The organism is Neisseria sp. P0006.S009 (assembly GCF_051962915.1).
In the GTDB taxonomy this organism is placed as follows: Bacteria; Pseudomonadota; Gammaproteobacteria; order Burkholderiales; family Neisseriaceae; genus Neisseria; species Neisseria subflava_E.
The window spans coordinates 394,316-409,483 of record NZ_JBQCUV010000002.1; the positions used below are offsets into that span (position 1 = coordinate 394,316).

At 50.6% G+C, this 15,168-nt stretch carries 16 protein-coding genes and 1 pseudogene; 12 read left to right on the plus strand and 5 right to left on the minus strand.

Translation table 11 applies throughout. The features are described from left to right. Positions 1–85: 85 nt before the first annotated feature. Positions 86–1,480, minus strand: a complete 1,395-nt coding sequence (gene gltX, locus ACTHTK_RS05660) for a glutamate--tRNA ligase (protein WP_440378470.1) — start codon at positions 1,478–1,480, stop codon at positions 86–88. A 159-nt stretch (positions 1,481–1,639) separates the two neighbouring features. Here gltX and ACTHTK_RS05665 point away from each other — a divergent pair, with 159 nt between their 5' ends. Beyond that, complete coding sequence (locus ACTHTK_RS05665; RefSeq protein ID WP_440378471.1) at positions 1,640–2,734, plus strand: ABC transporter substrate-binding protein; 1,095 nt, start codon at positions 1,640–1,642, stop codon at positions 2,732–2,734. Between the two features lie 117 nt (positions 2,735–2,851). Next, positions 2,852–3,103, plus strand: a complete 252-nt coding sequence (locus ACTHTK_RS05670; protein WP_070814736.1) for a hypothetical protein — start codon at positions 2,852–2,854, stop codon at positions 3,101–3,103. Positions 3,104–3,172: 69 nt separating this feature from the next. On the opposite strand, the gene ACTHTK_RS05675 is transcribed toward ACTHTK_RS05670, so the two are convergent. Next, complete coding sequence (locus tag ACTHTK_RS05675; RefSeq protein WP_107696810.1) at positions 3,173–3,829, minus strand: YdcF family protein; 657 nt, start codon at positions 3,827–3,829, stop codon at positions 3,173–3,175. Between the two features lie 25 nt (positions 3,830–3,854). Then, a complete protein-coding gene (gene arsC, locus ACTHTK_RS05680) occupies positions 3,855–4,214 on the minus strand; it encodes an arsenate reductase (glutaredoxin) (RefSeq protein WP_004519164.1) in 360 nt (119 codons plus the stop codon). Positions 4,215–4,383: 169 nt separating this feature from the next. Here arsC and ACTHTK_RS05685 point away from each other — a divergent pair, with 169 nt between their 5' ends. From ACTHTK_RS05685 to ACTHTK_RS05705, 5 genes are all read left to right on the plus strand, one after another. Beyond that, a complete protein-coding gene (locus tag ACTHTK_RS05685) occupies positions 4,384–4,866 on the plus strand; it encodes a TlpA disulfide reductase family protein (protein ID WP_049349226.1) in 483 nt (160 codons plus the stop codon). A gap of 251 nt (positions 4,867–5,117) precedes the next feature. After that, a complete protein-coding gene (gene ftsE, locus ACTHTK_RS05690; protein ID WP_107723904.1) occupies positions 5,118–5,768 on the plus strand; it encodes a cell division ATP-binding protein FtsE in 651 nt (216 codons plus the stop codon). Then, positions 5,765–6,682, plus strand: coding sequence for a permease-like cell division protein FtsX (gene ftsX / locus ACTHTK_RS05695; protein WP_063076502.1), 918 nt, complete (start codon positions 5,765–5,767; stop codon positions 6,680–6,682). The genes ftsE and ftsX overlap by 4 nt, the downstream gene beginning before the upstream one ends. Positions 6,683–6,872: 190 nt before the next feature. Further along, positions 6,873–8,126: a UDP-N-acetylglucosamine 1-carboxyvinyltransferase gene (murA, locus tag ACTHTK_RS05700; protein WP_049333045.1), complete on the plus strand. Its 1,254-nt coding sequence runs from the start codon at positions 6,873–6,875 to the stop codon at positions 8,124–8,126. 127 nt (positions 8,127–8,253) lie between these two features. Further along, entirely contained in the window at positions 8,254–8,412 is a 159-nt protein-coding gene (locus ACTHTK_RS05705; RefSeq protein WP_159068473.1) for a hypothetical protein, read from the plus strand. Between the two features lie 86 nt (positions 8,413–8,498). Here ACTHTK_RS05705 and ACTHTK_RS05710 read toward each other — a convergent pair whose 3' ends face one another. After that, positions 8,499–8,873, minus strand: coding sequence for a hypothetical protein (locus tag ACTHTK_RS05710; RefSeq protein WP_107723905.1), 375 nt, complete (start codon positions 8,871–8,873; stop codon positions 8,499–8,501). A gap of 658 nt (positions 8,874–9,531) precedes the next feature. Between ACTHTK_RS05710 and ACTHTK_RS05715 the strand changes: the two are divergent. The 3 genes and pseudogenes from ACTHTK_RS05715 to ACTHTK_RS05725 all read left to right on the plus strand — a co-directional run. Beyond that, positions 9,532–9,942 (plus strand): annotated as a pseudogene (locus tag ACTHTK_RS05715) (hypothetical protein); the annotation flags it as partial. 128 nt (positions 9,943–10,070) lie between these two features. After that, positions 10,071–12,128: a methionine--tRNA ligase gene (gene metG / locus ACTHTK_RS05720; RefSeq protein ID WP_107723906.1), complete on the plus strand. Its 2,058-nt coding sequence runs from the start codon at positions 10,071–10,073 to the stop codon at positions 12,126–12,128. Positions 12,129–12,151: 23 nt separating this feature from the next. Next, entirely contained in the window at positions 12,152–12,346 is a 195-nt protein-coding gene (locus tag ACTHTK_RS05725; RefSeq protein ID WP_107723907.1) for a virulence regulator, read from the plus strand. A gap of 108 nt (positions 12,347–12,454) precedes the next feature. Here the strand turns inward: ACTHTK_RS05725 and rsgA are convergent, their stop codons facing one another. Beyond that, positions 12,455–13,321 carry a ribosome small subunit-dependent GTPase A gene (gene rsgA / locus ACTHTK_RS05730; protein WP_314059629.1) on the minus strand — a complete coding sequence of 289 codons (867 nt, stop codon included), beginning with the start codon at positions 13,319–13,321 and terminating at the stop codon, positions 12,455–12,457. A 151-nt stretch (positions 13,322–13,472) separates the two neighbouring features. On the opposite strand from rsgA, the gene ACTHTK_RS05735 reads away from it, so the two are divergent. Then, entirely contained in the window at positions 13,473–14,090 is a 618-nt protein-coding gene (locus ACTHTK_RS05735; protein WP_314059627.1) for a tellurite resistance TerB family protein, read from the plus strand. Between the two features lie 99 nt (positions 14,091–14,189). Further along, positions 14,190–15,110 (plus strand): patatin-like phospholipase family protein, encoded by a 921-nt coding sequence (locus ACTHTK_RS05740; RefSeq protein WP_049333053.1) that lies wholly within the window; start codon positions 14,190–14,192, stop codon positions 15,108–15,110. The last annotated feature ends 58 nt before the right edge of the window (positions 15,111–15,168 follow it).

The window sequence follows — 15,168 nt, forward strand, 5'->3', positions numbered from 1 at the left end:
GTAATGATTATACGTCTGAAGACTAAATCTTGACAACCCAGAAGGCCGTCTGAAACATTTCAGACGGCCTTTTATCATTCATGCCTTACGAACGAATCCGTTTCAACACTTCTTCTTTGCCGATTAATGCCAATACGGCATCGACGCTTGGGGTTTTCGCCGTACCGCAGACAGCAAGGCGCAGGGGCATACCGAGTTTGCCCATTTTGATGCCTTCTTCGTCGCAGAAAGGTTTGAAGAGGTCGTGGATGGCTTCGGCGTTCCAGTCTTCCAGCCCTTCGAGGCGTTCGGCAAAGCGCAGCATACGGGCGGCGGCTTCGTCGTCCCAGTGCTTCTGCACGTCTGCTTCGGCCGGCGTTTGTTTGACGTAGAAGTAGAGGCACTCGTCGGCAAGCGTGTTCAGGTCTTGGGCGCGGTCTTTGACCAATGCCAACACGTCTTCCAAAGCAGGCTTGCTTGTTTCGTGGATATCGCGCAGGGCAAGACGCGGTTTCACCATTTCGGCCAGTTTTTCGTTGGCGGTGATTTTGATGTGTTCGCCGTTGATCCAGTAGAGTTTCTTCAAATCCATGCGGCTTGGGGATGGGGAAACGTCTTTCAAATCAAACCATTCGATGAATTGTTCCATCGTGAAGAACTCGTCGTCGCCGTGCGCCCAGCCCAAGCGTGCCAGATAGTTGAGCATGGCTTCGGGCAGGATACCCATTGCGCCGAAATCGGTGATGGCAACGGTATCGCCGCTGCGTTTGGAGATTTTTTTGCCTTGTTCGTTAAGAATCATCGGCAGGTGGCCGTATTCAGGCAGGGTAGCGCCGATGGCCTTTAATATGTTGATTTGTTTCGGGGTGTTGTTCACATGGTCGTCACCGCGGATAACGTGGGTAACGCCCATGTCGTAGTCGTCCACGACAACGCAGAAGTTGTAGGTCGGTGTGCCGTCGGCGCGGGCGATAATCAGGTCGTCGAGCGCTTCGTTGGGGATGGAGATTTCGCCTTTGACCAAGTCCGTCCATTTGGTCACGCCGTCCAAAGGCGTTTTGAAACGGACAACAGGTTGCACGTCGGCAGGGATTTCGGGCAGAGTTTTGCCTTCTTCAGGGCGCCAGCGGCGGTCGTAAGTTGCCGTGCCTTCTTTTTCGGCTTTCTCGCGCATGGCTTCCAGCTCTTCTTTGCTGCAATAGCAGTAGTAGGCAGCGCCTTTTTCCAAGAGTTCGGCGATGACTTCTTTATAGCGGTCGAAACGGCGGGTTTGGTACACGATGTTGTCGGCGTTGTCGTAGTTCAGGCCGACCCATTTCATGCCGTCGAGGATGATGTTGACAGATTCGGCAGTAGAGCGCGCCAAGTCGGTGTCTTCGATACGCAATAGGAACTCGCCTTTATGATGGCGGGCAAACGCCCATGAAAACAAGGCGGTGCGTACGCCGCCGATGTGCAGGTAGCCGGTGGGGCTGGGGGCGAAACGGGTTTTGACGGTCATGATGGCTCCAAAGTCTTTGAAAACAGGTATTTTACTTTTTCGGCAAGGTTTAAACAATGTAAGGCCGTCTAAAAATAATGTCGGCGCAGAAGGACCGTCTGGGAACTTTTCTCCTGAAAACAAAACTAATGATAATCATTTCTTTGAAAGTATCCGCTCATGAACAAACGCGCTTTATTTACCGCCCTCGCCCTCCTGCCCCTTTTTGCCCAAGCCGAAATCAAAACTATCAAAGACGTATTGGGACGCGAAGTCAAAGTCGATGTCCCTGTCAAACGCGCGGTTTTGGCGTTTTACTATCCCGACTATATCGCGGTAACGGGCGCGGACAAATTTAAAAACGTCATCGGCATTTCGCGTGAGTTTTGGGAGAAATTCAATCCCGGCAGCTGGGTGATGTTCAAACAGAAGCTGCCTACGCTGCAAAACATTGCAGACATCGGCAACATCAGCACCGGCACGTTTTCACTGGAGAAAACGCTCGCGCTCAAGCCGGACGTATTGATTCTGGCCGACTGGCAGTATAAGGCCATCGCCACCCACCTGCCGCGCATTAAAGCGGCAGGCATACCCGTCGTCGTGGTCGATTTCAACGCCGAAACCGTCGCGCGGCACACGCGCAGTGCGGAAATTTTCGGTGAACTCAACGGTACGCAGGCGCGCGCCCAAAAAATTGCCGCCGAATACGCCCGAGGCATTGCCGACATCCAAAAACGCGTCGCACGCGCCAAGCAGTCCAAACCGAAAATCTATATCGAGTTCGGCGACAAAGGCCCATCCGAATACAGCTACACCTTCGGCAAAGATATGTGGGGCGCGATTGCCGACACAGTAGGCGGCAACAATATCGCCGCGCCTTACGTTAAAAACTGGGGACCGATAAACCCTGAAAAATTCCTGACGGCCAAACCCGACGTCATCGTCATTTCGGGGACGGAAAACGGCCATAAAGACAAGCCTGACATTATGGCGATGGGCATAGGCATCAGTCAGGCCGATGCGCAACGCCGCCTGGCCGGATTTGTCAAACGCAAAGGCTGGGCAGACATTCCTGCCGTCAAAAACAAACGCGTTTACGGCATCTACCACACCGCCTCCCGCTCGCTCACCGATTTGGCCAGCGCGCAATTTATCGCCAAAACTCTGTATCCGCAGCAGTTTGCCGACATAGACCCAAACAAGACCTATCTGGACTTCTACCGCAAATACCTGCCCGTCGTGCCGGACGGTACGTTTTACATCCGATTGAAATAGCGGCTGCAAAAATCATAGGCTCAGGCCGCCTGAAGATTCAGACGGCCTGAACATGCTATGCCGATAAAGATTTAATGAGTATAATTACTGTTCTTTCAACAAAATTACTGGGTACGTATGAACGGACAAAACCAAATCGACCAGCCTCAGGCTCCGGTCGTCAGCATCAAAGAATGGTTGCTAACAAACTTGATTTTGATGATTCCGCTAGTCAATATAGTTATGACGTTTGTATGGGCATTCGGCTCAAACACCAATCCGAATAAAGCCAATTATTTCAAGGCTGCCTTGATTCTGTTTGTCATCTATCTGGTACTGGCTGTAGCTGTAGTCATTTTTGGCAGTGCAGCTGCAAATCAATATCAATAAGTAAGCATACATTTAGGCCGTCTGAAACCTAAAGGATTCAGATGGCCTTTTACATGGATTACCGAAGGCTCAACCACCTATCCAATTCCAAACCGCATCGCTCCATTTGCCGATACGGTAGAGAAACAAAGAATAGCTCTCCTGCATCAGAAACTTGGCTTTCTTGCTGCGCTCGTCAAAGCGCGTGGTCGGAGTGGCGGAGAACTGCGCATCTGACAAGCCCAAATCGGCGGCCATTTCTTCGGCGCGCGCCAAATGATACGGATCGCTGACAACGATAATGCTGCCGACTCCGTTGGCGTGCATGATGGGGACGATATTGCGCAGGTTTTCGTAAGTGTTGCGCGACGTGTTTTCAAATAGGATATTGTGCGCCGGTATGCCCTGCTTGAGCGCGTATCGGCGCCCCACTTCGGCTTCGGTCATAAATCCTTTTTTGGGCGTACCGCCGGTGAAAATGATTTTGCCGACCCGATGGCTTTGGTAGAGCGTGATGGCGTGGTTGATACGCTCACGGAACACCGGCGACGGGCGTTTGTCCCACGCCGCCGCACCTAACACCACCGCCGCATCGGCATGAACGTCCTTCGGCAAGGTTTGCAAACCTGTCCGGTAAATCTGCCATGTGCCGCTCAAAAAAATACCGCACACCAGCAAAACGCTCAAAGCAAGGCCGCGAAACAGGTAATATCGCAGACCATTGCGGCTTTTAAGCAGGGAAATCATCTTCAGACGGCCTTATCCAACCCCGTCAGCCGAGTAGGGCGGCAATGTTTTCCAACGGACGGCCGATGGCTGCGCGCGTAGGCGTTACCAAAACGGGACGCTCGAGCAGGGCGGGGTGTTCGGCGATTGCCTGAAGCAGGGCGGCATTGTCCAAATCGGGATTGTCCAAACCCAATTCTTTGTACAAGTCATCTTTCGTGCGCATCATACCGCGCACCGATTCGATACCGAGTTTGGCAAACATATCCTGCAAAGTCGCCAAATCGGGCGCGGTATCCAGATATTTGACCACGTCGGCGGCAACGCCTTTTTCTTCGAGCAAAGCCAGCGCGGCACGCGATTTGCTGCAACGCGGGTTGTGATAAAGTGTGAATTCAGACGGCATGAAAGTCTCCGTATTATTGCAAAATCATTCAATGATGGCGGTTATTATCGTCTGCAACTGATTTTTACTCAAACTTTTTACTTGATATCTTGATACGAATCGGTAGGCATGCCCACCAAACCGTTTTACAATAAACACAATTTCGATTGGCAACCTCAAGGATACAACCATGAAAGCCTTAACCGCCCTTCTACTGTCCGCCACCGTTTTTACCGCTGCACCGGCCTTTGCCGCCGACGAAACGGCAGGTTGGCAGGACAACAAACCGCAAAGTCTGGAATCGCTCAAAGCCCCCGTGCGCGTGGTCAACCTGTGGGCAACCTGGTGCGGCCCCTGCCGTAAAGAAATGCCCGCCATGTCCGCATGGTACAAAGCGCAGAAAAAAGGCAGCGTCGATATGGTCGGCATCGCGCTGGATACGACCGACAACATCGGCAAGTTCCTGAAACAAACGCCGGTTAGCTACCCGATTTGGCGTTACACCGGTGCCAACAGCCGCAACTTCATGAAAGCCCACGGCAACAACGTCGGCGTATTGCCCTTTACTGTCGTCGAAGCGCCGAAATGCGGCTACAAACAAACCATCACCGGCGAAGTCAACGAAAAAAGCCTGACCGCCGCCGTGAATTTGGCCAAAACCAAATGTAAATAAAACAGCGGATAGGGTGCTTAACCTACGCTGCTGATACCGAGGCCGTCTGAAACCCAACCGTTCAGACGGCCTTTTTTCAAACCATATTACTTTGTGTTGCAAACCGACAGTGTCTCCACAGGCAGAACCGGGGTTTCACTATCAAAAAGCAGCCGAAATATTTATAATCTGTGAATATCCCCATTTTTTCAGACGGCATGTTGCCCTATCGATGACGCCGGCCGTCTGAATCCCTATTTTCAGGAAAACCCATGATCCGTTTCGAACAAGTTTCCAAAACCTATCCCGGCGGTTTCGAAGCCCTGAAAAATGTCAGTTTCCAGATTAACAAAGGTGAGATGATTTTTATCGCCGGCCATTCGGGTTCGGGCAAATCCACCATTTTGAAGCTGATTTCAGGCATTACCAAGCCTACCAAAGGCAAGGTTTGGTTCAACAATCAAGACCTCGGCACCTTGAGCGACAATCAAATCGGCTTTATGCGCCAACATATCGGCATTGTCTTCCAAGACCACAAAATCCTCTACGACCGCAATGTCTTGCAAAACGTTATCCTGCCTTTGCGGATTAGCGGCTACCAGCCGCGCAAAGCTGAAGAGCGCGCGCGTATTGCGATTGAGAAAGTCGGCTTGAAAGGCCGCGAAAACGATATGCCCATCACTTTGTCCGGCGGCGAACAACAACGTTTGTGCATCGCGCGCGCAGTGGTTCACCAACCCAGCCTGCTGATTGCCGACGAGCCGTCCGCCAGTCTCGACCGCGCCTATGCGCTGGATATTATGGAATTGTTCAAAACCTTCCATGAAGCAGGCACAACCGTGATTGTTGCGGCGCACGATGAAACGCTGATGACGGATTACGGCCACCGCGTCTTGCGCCTGCAGAAAGGACGCCTCGCATGAGCATGATTCATTACATCTCGTTACACGTCGAATCGGCGCGCGCCGCGCTCAAAGAGCTTCTGCGCCAACCCATCGGCACGCTACTGACCCTGCTCATGCTTGCCGTTGCCATGACCTTGCCGCTGTTCATGTATTTGGGCATCCAAAGCGGACAAAGCGTATTGGGCAAACTCAACGAGTCGCCGCAAATTACGGTTTATATGGACACCGATGCGGCAGGTTCTGATGCCGATACGGTAAAAAACCTGCTCCAACGCGACAGCCGTATCGATAAAGTCCGCTTTATCAGCAAGCAGGAAGGTTTGGAAGAATTACAGACCAATCTCGACCAAAACCTCGTTTCCATGCTCGATGGCAACCCGTTGCCTGATGTCTTTATCGTTACGCCCGACCCTGCCACTTCTCCGGATCAGATGCAGGCCATCTATAAAGACATTACCAAACTGCCGCGCGTTGAATCTGCAACCATGGATACGGAATGGGTACAGACCCTTTATCGTATTAACGAATTTATCCGTAAGATTTTGTGGTTCCTCTCGCTGACTTTGGGCATGGCCTTTGTCTTGGTGGCACACAACACCATCCGCCTGCAAATCCTCAGCCGCAAAGAAGAGTTGGAAATCACCAAGCTGTTGGGGGCGCCCGCTTCCTTTATCCGCCGTCCTTTCCTTTATCAGGCAATGTGGCAGAGTATTTTCTCCGCCGCCGTCAGCTTGGGCTTGTCGGCCTGGCTGCTGGCCGAAGTACGGCCGCTGGTGGACGCGATTTTCAAACCCTACGGTCTGAACATCGGCTGGCGTTTCTTCACATTTAGCGAAGTGTCGCTGGTATTCGGCTTCGTCATCGCGCTGGGCGTATTCGGCGCATGGCTGGCCACCACGCAACACCTTTTGGGCTTCAAAGCCAAAAAATAAGCAAACAGGCCGTCTGAATGGTTCAGACGGCCTGAAATCTTATCCTTTCGCAACTTAAACAAACCTTGTGAAAATTTAATACTGCCAAATCTAACAGCAAGGGCATAATCCCTTATAATTGGTGGCTTATTATCCATCTCATTTCATTTGTGCGGCATAAACCGTGCAGACAAATAACGAAAGACATCCTGTGGACAAACTCAAAATCTCTGCCAACGGCCCCCTCAACGGCGAAATCATCGTATCCGGCGCAAAAAACGCCGCCCTGCCGCTGATGTGTGCCGGCCTGCTGACTTCCGGCACTTTACGCCTGAAAAACGTACCCATGCTCGCCGACGTCAAAACCACCCAAAAACTGCTGCAAGGCATGGGCGCACGTGTTTTGACCGACAACATCTCCGAATTTGAAATCAACGGTGGCACTGTCAACAACACCTGCGCACCTTACGAGCTGGTAAAAACCATGCGCGCATCCATCTTGGTTTTGGGCCCGACCCTCGCCCGCTTCGGTGAAGCCCAAGTCAGCCTGCCCGGCGGCTGCGCCATCGGTTCGCGCCCGGTTGACCAACACCTCAAAGGCCTCGAAACCATGGGTGCGGAAATCACCATCGAACACGGTTACGTCAAAGCCAAAGGCCGTCTGAAAGGCACGCGTGTCACCATGGACGTCGTGACCGTAGGCGGTACCGAAAACCTGCTGATGGCGGCCACGCTCGCCGAAGGCACCACCATCCTCGAAAACTGCGCCATTGAACCCGAAGTCGTCGATTTGGCCGAATGCCTCGTTAAAATGGGCGCAAAAATCAGCGGCATCGGTACAGCAACCATGACCATCGAAGGTGTAAAAGAGCTGCACGGCTGCGAACACAGCGTCGTTCCCGACCGTATCGAAGCCGGTACCTTCCTCTGCGCCGTCGCCATGACCGGCGGCAAAGTCGTCCTGCGCAATGCCGCCCCCAAAACCATGGAAGTCGTATTGGACAAACTGACCGAAGCCGGCGCCATCATCGAAGCAGGCGACAACTGGATTTCTATCGACATGCAGCAACGCCCCAAAGCCGTGGACATACGCACCGTCGTCCACCCAGGCTTCCCAACCGACATGCAGGCGCAGTTTATGGCCATGAACGCCATTGCCGAAGGCAGCAGCCGCGTGGTGGAAACCATTTTTGAAAACCGCTTCATGCACGTTCCCGAACTCAACCGCATGGGCGCAGACATCACCACCGAAGGCAACACCGCCTACATCAAAGGCGTAGAAAAACTCTCCGGTGCCGTCGTGATGGCAACCGACCTGCGCGCCTCCGCCAGCCTCGTCATGGCAGGTTTGGTCGCAGATGGCGAAACCATCGTCGAACGCATCTACCACCTTGACCGCGGCTATGAATACATCGAGAAAAAACTCGGCGGCGTAGGCGCAAAAATCGAACGCGTACGCGGTTAATCCCATACGCAGCCGATAAATAAAAGGCCGTCTGAAACACCGGCAATCGGGTTTCAGACGGCCTTTACGTATTGTTTTGCGGTATAATTCCCGACATCTTTATCCATTGTTTTTAAAAGCACAAACCATGACACGCAAAATCCTTGTCACTTCCGCACTGCCGTATGCCAACGGTACGCCCGTGATGCTTGCCGCTCAAAAACAAGATAAAACAGAGAGGAATCTATTGAAACAATATTTGAAAGTAACTTCATTGTTAAAAGAAAGGACTACTAAGACTGAGTAAGAACCAATCTGAAATCGAAGTATATTATAGTGCTTATTTAGTTAAATTTTTGATTATTAGGATAACAGCATGCTTGATTTAAAGAACTATCCGTACAAAGCTGTAATTACGCATTTTGTATTATTCAATGCAATATTGTCTTTTTTATTGGCAGCATCTATTTCAGTTTTATTAAATTTTGACTCCAGTAGTCGGCTTGCTTTACATGACTTTCTAATTAGCCTTGGAGAAAATTTTCTGTATTTGTTTTTTATTCCAACTATAATAACGGCTATATTTGTTTCAATATTTAAAATAAGAGATAATTCTATAGGTAGAAAAGTAGTATTCCTAATAACTTTTTTAATACCATCTATAATTATATGGATTACAACATGTGTATTCCAAAAAGAAGATGCCTGCTTTATTGGAATATCAATAATATATTTTTTATGCGGAATTCCAATTATAATCAACTCCATGTTTCAGATATATTGGCTGAAAAAAATATTTCGTGAAATTAACTAACTTTTATCTTAGGAGTAAAAAATGGAAAATCGTTATACATTAACGATTTATGTTGCAGCGCCTGGTACGCCTACTTTGAAGGGTGGAGAAAAAGATACGTCAACTGTAGGGCATGTATATTATTCAATAAGTGATGGAAATCGTCAGATGGGATGGGGGTTTGCTCCTACTAGTTCTTTCCCTATTTGGAAAGGAAAAGTCGTAAATAATGAGTTTAATATATATCAAAACCCTGTTCTTGAACGTACTATGGAAATTACAAAAAAGCAATATGATGCTTTAAAAGATTTTGGATTACACCCTGATAAACATGGATTTAATTCTTCATTTTATAATGCTTTTAGTAATAGCTGTGTAGATTTTCTCTATACTGCTTTAAAAGAAGGGGATATTTACCATAAACAAGTTTATGGTAATGATATTACTGGGCTGGTTGACCATGAAGGTGCTATTCGCGTTCCTCGAAATATTAAAGAGTTAAAAGATATTTCTAATCCTATTCCTCACAGCCCATTGAATAAAACAATCGAACGACCTTTACCGAAGCAAAGTTGGAGCCAAAAAAATATTCTAAGTAAAACTGATGATATTTTGCCTTCTATAAAAAACATTGAAGATGTACCTCAATACACGCAGGCAGCTTCTTCATCCAAACCGCAATTCCTTTCCCCCGAAGCCCAAAAGATCTTCAATACTGCAATGGTGCACCTAACGACATATCATAAGACAAACAATCTGTCTATTAATGAGGAAAAACTGCAAAATTCCGCGATGGCACTTACCGCCTTGGCTCAGTCAAAAAATATAACTGATCTTACTTTATTTAGTGTAAAAAACGACCAGTATCTAATCGGAAACCGAAATCCTACATTAAATCTTGCTTCTATGGATATAGGACTATCTGCATCTATTCCCGCGGAAAAGAGCTTTAATCAAATCCAGCAAACGGCACAACTCTCTGAATATGAAGAGCAACAAAAACAATTGGCACAATCTCAATCGCGTGGAATGAGTATTGGGTAACAAAACCTTTCTAGAACATCTCAAAAGGCCGTCTGAAACACCAGCAATCAGGTTTCAGACGGCCTTTGCGTATTGTTTTGCGGTATAATTCCCGACATCTTTATCCATTGTTTTTAAAAGCACAAACCATGACACGCAAAATCCTTGTCACTTCCGCGCTGCCATATGCCAACGGCAGCATCCACCTCGGCCACATGGTCGAACACATCCAAACCGATGTTTGGGTACGCTTCCAAAAACTGCGCGGCCACGAATGCTACTACTGCTGCGCCGACGACACCCACGGCACGCCCGTAATGCTTGCCGCGCAAAAACAAGGCATTGCGCCTGAAGACATGATTGCCAAAGTGCGCGAAGAGCACCTCGCCGACTTTACCGGTTTCAACATCGGTTACGACAATTATTACAGCACCCACTCCCCTGAAAACAAACAGTTTTCCCAAGATATTTACCGCGCACTGAAAGCCAACGGCAAAATCGAAAGCCGCGTCATCGAGCAGCTTTTCGACCCTGAAAAACAAATGTTCCTGCCCGACCGCTTCGTCAAAGGCGAATGCCCCAAATGCCACGCCCAAGACCAATACGGCGACAACTGCGAAGTCTGCGGCACCACCTATTCCCCGACCGAACTGATTAACCCGTATTCCGCCGTTTCCGGTGCCAAACCCGAATTGCGCGAATCCGAACACTTCTTCTTCAAACTGGGCGAATGCGCCGACTTCCTCAAAGCATGGACTTCCGGCAACAATCCGCACGACGGCAAGCCCCATCTGCAACCAGAAGCCCTCAACAAAATGAAAGAATGGCTGGGCGAAGGCGAAGAAACCACGCTGTCCGACTGGGACATCTCCCGCGACGCGCCGTATTTCGGTTTTGAAATCCCCGACGCGCCGGGCAAATACTTCTACGTCTGGCTGGACGCGCCCGTCGGCTACATGGCGTCGTTTAAAAACCTGTGCGACCGAATCGGCATCGATTTTGACGAATACTTCAAAGCCGACAGCCAAACCGAGATGTACCACTTCATCGGCAAAGATATTCTCTATTTCCACGCCCTGTTCTGGCCCGCCATGCTGCATTTCTCCGGCCACCGCGCCCCGACCGGCGTGTACGCACACGGCTTTTTGACCGTGGACGGACAAAAAATGTCCAAATCGCGCGGCACCTTCATCACCGCCAAATCCTATCTGGAACAAGGCCTGAACCCCGAGTGGATGCGCTACTACATCGCCGCCAAACTCAACAGCAAAATCGAAGACATCGATTTGAACCTGCAAGACTTTATCAGCCGCGTCAACAGCGACCTCGTCGGCAAATACGTCAACATCGCCGCCCGCGCCTCAGGTTTCATCGCCAAACGCTTTGAAGGCCGTCTGAAAGACGTTGCCGACAGCGCATTGCTGGCAAAACTGACTGCGCAAAGCGAAGCCATTGCCGAATGCTACGAAAGCCGCGAATACGCCAAAGCCTTGCGCGACATCATGGCCTTGGCAGACATTGTCAACGAATACGTTGATGCCAACAAACCTTGGGAACTGGCGAAACAAGAAGGCCAAGACGCACGCCTGCACGAAGTATGCAGTGAGCTCATCAACGCCTTTACCATGTTGACCGCCTACCTCGCCCCCGTATTGCCGAAAGTGGCCGAAAACGCCGCCAAATTCCTGAATTTGGAAGCCATCACTTGGGCAAACACACGCGAAACCTTGGGCGAACACGCCATCAACAAATACGAACACCTCATGCAACGAGTGGAGCAAAAACAAGTGGATGATTTAATCGAAGCCAACAAACAAAGCATCGCCGCTGCAGCCGCGCCTGCCGCCAAAGAGAGCAAATACGAAAAAGTCGCCGAACAGGCCAGCTTTGACGACTTTATGAAAATCGACATGCGCGTCGCCAAAGTATTGAACTGCGAAGCCGTCGAAGGCAGCACCAAACTTTTGAAATTCGAGCTCGATTTCGGTTTTGAAAAACGCATCATCTTCTCCGGCATCGCCGCGTCTTACCCAAATCCTGCCGAATTGAACGGCCGCATGGTCATCGCCGTCGCCAACTTCGCCCCGCGCAAAATGGCAAAATTCGGCGTATCCGAAGGCATGATCCTCTCCGCCGCCACGGCAGAAGGCAAACTGAAGCTCCTCGACGTTGACGCAGGCGCACAGCCCGGGGATAAAGTAGGCTAAGTATCAAATCTTAAGGAGAAACCATGTTAAACCTTTCCGCACCGGTACTTAAAGAAATTGAGTTGCTTCATGATGCAGGCTTATCAGTTGGCGCTATTGTTGCAGTGTTGCGTCTGAAGTTTCCGGTAGAACTCCATGATCGGGAGGACAAACAAATTGAAGAAGCCGTTCTTCTCATGATCAATCCGCCGCGAAAAGCACCGTCTCTTTCCCGCTAAGGTAGCGATACCGGTTGAATGGTAAATTTGGTTATGCTTCAACAAAAGGCCGTCTGAAATTTTCAGACGGCCTTTTTATTTATCCAAATGCTTATTCCCATTCAAACTTTATCTCAATAATTCATCGGTAACGCGTTGCAGAAACTCGATGCGCTCGGGTTTGGCTTCGCCTGATTCGGCAGCGGCTTTGACGGCGCAGCCGGGTTCGGCGCGGTGGGTACAGTTGTGGAAACGGCACTGGCCGATAAGATGGCGCAGGTCGGGGAAGTATTGCAATAAATCGGCGGCTTGGAGATGGTGCAGGCCGAATTCTTGCAGGCCGGGGGAATCGATGAGTCGGGTTTCTGCGTCTAAATCGTATAGTTGGGCGTGGGTGGTGGTGTGTTTGCCGGAGTCGAGCGCGGTGGAAATGTCGCCGGTTCGGGCGGCTTGGTTGCCGAGTAGGGCGTTGGTCAGGGTGGACTTGCCCATGCCGCTTTGTCCGAGCAGGATGTTGGTTTGCCCTTCTAAAATGGGACGCAGGATGTCGGCGTTTTCCAATGCGTTGGTTTCGACCACGGAGTAGCCGAGTGTTTCGTAGAATTTGAGTTTCTCGCGCCATTGGGCGGTTTCGGGGAGGTCGGCTTTGTTGAGGACGATGACGGCGTTAATGCCGGCCGCTTCGGCTGCGAGGAGGGCACGTTGCAACAGGGCTTCGCTGGGTGAGGGGCTGGCGGCGGTTACGATGAGCAGTTGGGTAACGTTGGCGGCAATCAGTTTGGTTTTCCACGCGTCTTGGCGGTAGAGCAGGCTTTCGCGCGGGAGGTAGTCTTCAATCACGACTTGTTCGCCGTTGATGGGGCTGATGCGGACTTGGTCGCCGCAGGCGAAATCGACGCGTTTTTTGCGGGTGGTGGCGTCATATGTTTGGCCGTCGGGGGTGCGGACAATATAGCGACGGCCATAGCTGGTAATGATTTGGGCGGTATCGGTCATGATGGGATTTATTGTTTGGAATGGTGTGATTGTACCGAAAGTCGGCTATGGCCGTCTGAAAACTTGTTTGCACCTTTTAACTTTCTTTGGCTTGGTTTTTGAGTGTTTCTACTCTATATTTGCAATGTATTGGTTTTCAGGAGATTTTTTTATGGATTTCAGTCAGTTGCTCAATCAGGTTTTGGGTGCGGCCCAAAAAGGCGGCAAAGCGGTGGCGGACAGCCCGCTCAATTCTTTCGGCGGCGGCGCGCTGACGGGTGCTTTGGCATCGATGCTGTTGAAAAAGAAAAACGCAAAGAAGCTGGTCAAAGCCGGCTCGGTCGCTGCTTTGGGTTTTCTGGCTTATAAAGGCTATCAAAACTGGAAACAAAACCAGCAGCAGGACGAATTGCCGCAAAGTGCGTTCCAACCTGCCGGCCTGATTGGTGAAAACCACAGCCGTGTGATTTTGCAAACAATGATTGCGGCGGCGGCTTCAGACGGCCTGATTGACGATGCGGAACGCGCGGCCATTGAGCGTGAAAGCGGCAGCGATACGGAAACGGCGGCATGGTTGCAGGCGGAATATGCGCAACCGGCCTCTATCGAGCAAATTGCTGCTTCTGTCGGCAGCGACGAGGCTTTGGCAGCCGAAACTTATCTGGCGGCCCGATTGGTCTGCGCAGACTTGTCGCGCAAGGAAATCGTGTTCCTGAGCCGTTTGTCCCAAGCTTTGAATTTGGACGACCAACTGGTCGAAAGCTTGGAAAAACAGCTCGAATTGGCTTAAGCCGGATTTACAAGGCCGTCTGAATCCTGATTTCAGACGGCCTTTCGACTTAATTTCAGAGTAAAATAACCCTTTCGACATATTAAAGGCTGTCTGAACATGAATAAACTTTTTTCCACATTCAAAACGTTTTTAGCCGCTTCGTCCGTCTTGGTATTGGCCGCCTGTCCGAGCGGCAACGCGCCGCAATCCAAACCTTCTACGCAGGGTCAAAATACGGTTTCGCATACTGCACCCAAACCGAAAGCCACGGTTGCGCTGGCTTTGGGCGGCGGCGCATCCAAAGGTTTTGCCCATATCGGGATTATTAAGGTTTTGAAAGAAAACAATATTCCGATCAAAATCGTTACCGGCACATCCGCAGGCTCGATTGTCGGCAGTATGTACGCTTCGGGAATGTCGCCCGACCGCCTCGAATTGGAAGCGGAAATTTTGGGTAAAACCGATTTGGTGGATTTGACCTTGTCCACCAGCGGCTTCATCAAAGGCGAAAAACTGCAAAACTACATCAACCGCAAAGTCGGCAACCGCCCGATGCAGCAGTTCCCCATCAAATTTGCCGCCGTTGCGACCGATTTTGAAAGCGGCAAACCAGTGGTGTTCAACGTAGGCAATGCCGGACAGGCCGTCCGCGCTTCCGCGTCGATTCCGAACGTATTCCAGCCTGTCGTTATCGGCAGCCGCAAATATGTGGACGGCGGCCTGTCGCAGCCCGTACCGGTCAGCGCGGCGAAAAAACTGGGCGCAAACTTCATCATTGCCGTCGATATTTCCGCCCGTCCGGCCAAAAACGTCAGCCAAGGCATGTTCTCCTATCTTGACCAAACCTTCAACGTAATGAGTCAAACTGCGTTGCATCAAGAATTGGGCCAAGCCAATGTGGTCATCAAACCGCAGGTTTTGGAGCTGGGTTCGGTTGGCGGTTTCGACCAAAAACAACGCGCCATCCAATTGGGCGAACAGGCCGCACGCGCCGCCCTGCCTGAAATCAAACGCAAACTGGCGGCATATCAGTATTAATCATCCGCCGTTTGAACAGGCCGTCTGAAAGTATGTTTTTCAGACGGCCTTTCTTGTG